The sequence below is a fragment of the uncultured Gimesia sp. genome, assembly GCF_937919775.1.
Taxonomy (GTDB): domain Bacteria; phylum Planctomycetota; class Planctomycetia; order Planctomycetales; family Planctomycetaceae; genus Gimesia.
The window spans coordinates 1-3833 of the sequence record NZ_CALFPF010000633.1 but is presented as its reverse complement, the minus strand read 5'-3'; the positions used below and the strand labels follow the sequence as shown (position 1 = coordinate 3833).

Annotated in this window: 3 protein-coding genes; 2 read left to right on the top strand and 1 reads right to left on the bottom strand. The window is 51.2% G+C overall.

What is annotated here, in order from left to right; all coding sequences use genetic code 11:
• The first annotated feature begins 52 nt into the window (after nucleotides 1-52).
• On the top strand, nucleotides 53-1318 hold the full coding sequence (locus Q0294_RS18100; protein ID WP_299468255.1) for a CCA tRNA nucleotidyltransferase: 1266 nt from the start codon (nucleotides 53-55) through the stop codon (nucleotides 1316-1318).
• Between the two features lie 47 nt (nucleotides 1319-1365).
• Complete coding sequence (locus Q0294_RS18095; protein ID WP_299468253.1) at nucleotides 1366-2469, top strand: Gfo/Idh/MocA family oxidoreductase; 1104 nt, start codon at nucleotides 1366-1368, stop codon at nucleotides 2467-2469.
• 96 nt (nucleotides 2470-2565) lie between these two features.
• Here Q0294_RS18095 and Q0294_RS18090 read toward each other — a convergent pair whose 3' ends face one another.
• Nucleotides 2566-3654, bottom strand: coding sequence for a DUF6268 family outer membrane beta-barrel protein (locus Q0294_RS18090; RefSeq protein ID WP_299468251.1), 1089 nt, complete (start codon nucleotides 3652-3654; stop codon nucleotides 2566-2568).
• Nucleotides 3655-3833 lie beyond the last annotated feature (179 nt).

Here is a 3833-nt window from a genome sequence, read left to right as displayed (position 1 = left end):
ATATTAATCTGCAGCATCAAACAAACGTCATTTTCTCAGACACCTCAGACTTATGAAACACACTGAACCATATCACACTGCGGTCGAAGTGGTCCGCAAATTGCGCGACGCGGGCTTTCAGGCTCTCTGGGCGGGAGGTTGTGTTCGAGATCTGCTGTTGAATAAAGAACCCAAGGATTATGATGTTGCTACAAATGCCCTGCCGGAACAAGTGCGAAACTTATTTGGAAAACGACACACGCTCGCAGTGGGAGCCAGCTTTGGCGTCATTATCGTCCGTGGCCCGCAGCCGGACTCTGATGTCGAAGTAGCCACTTTTCGCAGCGAAGGCCCTTACCTTGATGGACGCCGCCCCGAACATGTGAAGTTCACTACAGCCGAAGAGGATGCTCATCGGCGCGATTTCACCATTAACGGCATGTTTTACGACCCGATCAACGAATCGATCTATGATTACGTGGGAGGAAAATCTGACCTGAATCAGCAACTCATTCGTGCTATTGGCAACCCCCTGAAGCGAATGCAGGAAGATAAATTGCGACTGCTCCGCGCCATTCGATTCGCCTCCACACTTCGGTTTCGCCTGGATGAAATTACGTTTGAGGCAATTCAAGTCATGGCGAGTGAAATCTGTGTCGTGAGCCCCGAACGGATTACCGATGAATTACGAAAAATGCTGATCCATCCCAACCGCAGCCATGCGATTGACCTGGTTCAGAGTTCCGGCCTGTTGAAATCCATTATCCCCGAACTGACTCCTTTGTGGGAAGTTGAAAAACAGCCGATCTGGGATCGGACACTTCAGCGGCTGGAAAAGCTGTCTGCCCCCCATTTCGAAACGGCATTCGCAGCATTACTGCTGGATTTGCCCGGTAAATCCCTCTCCAATCAGCTCGAAGAGGTTCACCAGATCTGCAAACGACTTCGCTTTTCCAACCATGAACTGGACCTCATTTACTGGCTGGTAGAGCACAGAAACAGCCTGCAGCGCGCCTCGACATTTAAGCTTTCGCAACTCAAACGGCTACTGGCACATAAAAACAGCCCTTACCTGTTTGAACTGGTTCGCGTTGATCTGACTTCACAACAACAACCTCTCGACGACCTTGAATTTTGCCGCCAGTATCGGGATCATACTCCCATTGAGATATTGAGCCCTCCCCCACTCATCACCGGAAATGATTTGATTGCGTTCGGCATCAAATCGGGCCCTGAGTTCAAAGAGCTGCTCACCCGGATCCGGGATGCCCAGTTGGAAGGCCTGATCCACACTCAGGAAGAGGCGCTGGCGCTTCTCGCCAGATTCCATCAAACATAATCTACTTTTTCCAGAATTAATAACTAGACAGTCCATAAGGTTTATTCATGACAGATTCAGTTCGTATCGGAATTATCGGTGCTGGCGCAGTCTCCGATTACCACCATGTCCCCGGCATCAATCTCGATCCGCGTGCGGAACTGGTTGCCATTTGCGACCCCAACTCAGAACTGCTGGCAAAACGTCAGTCAGATTGGGGAAAAACCAAAACGACAACGAACTATGAAGAAATTGCCAGTGACCCAGAGATCGACGCGGTCATCATCGCCACCCCAAACTTTACGCATCGCGAAATCGCGCTGGCCTGCATTCGGGGCGGAAAACATGTGATGTGTGAAAAACCGTTAGGCTTAAACTATACTGAATCGGCTGAAATGTATCGCGCCGCCCGCGATGCCGACCTGCGCCACATGACGGCCTTCACCTACCGGTTTGCCCCTTCCATGCGGTATGTAAAACATCTGGTGGAATCAGGCGCACTGGGAGTTCCCCGCCATTTCCGCAGCCAGCGGTTTCTCGACTGGCCCGAAACCAGCTGGGGCTGGCGACAAAATAAAAAACTGGCCGGAGCCGGCGACCTGTTTGACATGACCATTCATCGCATTGACTTCGCCCAGGATTTACTCGGGCCCATCAAAAGCATCTGCGGCGCAGTGGCTCAGTTCGTTCCCCGGAATCAGACCGCAGACGGTCAACCCTGCGAACCATCGGAAGTGGATGACTGGTCTTCCCTCATCGGCCAGTTTGAAAACGGTGCCGTCGGTGTCTGGGAAGGCAGTACTTTGATGAAAGGTTATCATAATGATGGTTTTGGCTATGAATGGGCAGAAGTCAATGGTTCCGAAGGCTCAGCCGCCTATCAATTAACTGATCCCAACAACATCCTGATTGGCAAACCAGGAAAAACCATGGAAAAACTGCCTGTTCCGGAAGAATTTCTGGTCATCGAAGGCAGTCCGCGCAAGCCGCATGAGGGTATCCCCAGCACGGTCTTCCGCTACGATTTGGTCTACGAATTTGTATCCGCCATCGTAGAGAAACGGGATGCGATTCCCGGCTTCGATCATGGCGCTTCAGCCCAGCTCGTAGCCGACTCCGTTCTCGAATCGTTCGAGAAGCGGACCTGGATCGACATTCACTGTGACCTGTAAAACTCAGCTTGTGCCCAGATTTACTGTAGCGTCTCCAAGGCCATTTTGGACCGATTATCATAGAACGAGAGACGCTATGGTAAAATGGGATGCGTTCTAGAAGGTCAATTGATAGCGAATCATCCCGGTGGGAGAGATGTCGTAATTCCCAACATCCGATTTGTATTCCAGCTTACGATTGAAGACGTAACCGATTTCAAACTGGCTGATCATGCCATTCGTATGCTTGGTTTCCAGCCCCCCCATCAAACGCAGGTCGCTATAGGTGGCAATATCATCGATGCCTGTCGGGCCACGCCGGATTCCCCAGGAACCGCCACCGAATTCGCCAGCGACATACAGCCAGCGCTCTTTAGCTTCATCCTTTTCAACGCGATAAGTAAATTTCGGTTTGGGGAAAATCAGCTCCAGTCGTGAGCCCTCACTGAACCACATAATCATACCTGCCGCGGGCAATAACATGATGTCTTCCCGGTCCAGATACACGACTCCCATCACAAACTGCTTCGAACGCGAATGCACATAATAGGCCAGACCTTTGCCTGTGATCCGCAGAGAATCGGATGTCACATTTTTGAAATCGCTATAAACACCGGGCGCCACTTCCAGCTCATAGGACCATTGTTCGTTCACTTTGTTAAACCACCGAAAAGCAACCGAGGTATCATAAACCCGCGCCGGCAAATCGGTCGTCACCGGACCATCCAGGTAATGCACGCCAAACCGGGGAGTCGTCGTAAACCCCTCGAATCGGGGAAACTCCGCTGTTTCCGATAAACTCAGACTGAAAATTCCCAGTTCATCCCCAGAACCGGGTAACCAGGAGATTGCCGCCGTGGCACTCTTATGGGCAATGAACGGCACGAAGGTCTCACCGTCGGCGCTCTCATCCCCGGCTTCTTCCCAGGATTGATCATCGTCGAGTAACTGGGGAGGAATTCCCAGAGCTTCCCGGGCCTCAGCGTCTAACACATCGGGAACCTGTGGCGATTGACTGATCTGCTTGATATCAGGGTCGCGTGGCTTGAAAATGGTGCGATGGCGCAGGGGCCTGGATGCATTCGATTCGTCTTCTTCAAGCATCGCAGGCTGACTTTGTGCATGAACCGAAGCTTCGGCCCCACTCCAAAACAGGACACACAAGGCGATAATCAGGAAAACAGCCTGGCGAGACTGAAAAAACATAACGGAATTTTCCCAAAGCTATGACGAGGAGATTTTCAGAAAATGCCCGAAAGATCTCTACATTACTGGTGTGAGACCTGAGACAAAGAGGGGGAGAGTCAACAAAACAGAGAGATGTACAGAGAGGAATATAGTGTGAAATACCAAGGAATTACAAAAGTGTCAACCCGAATTCAAAG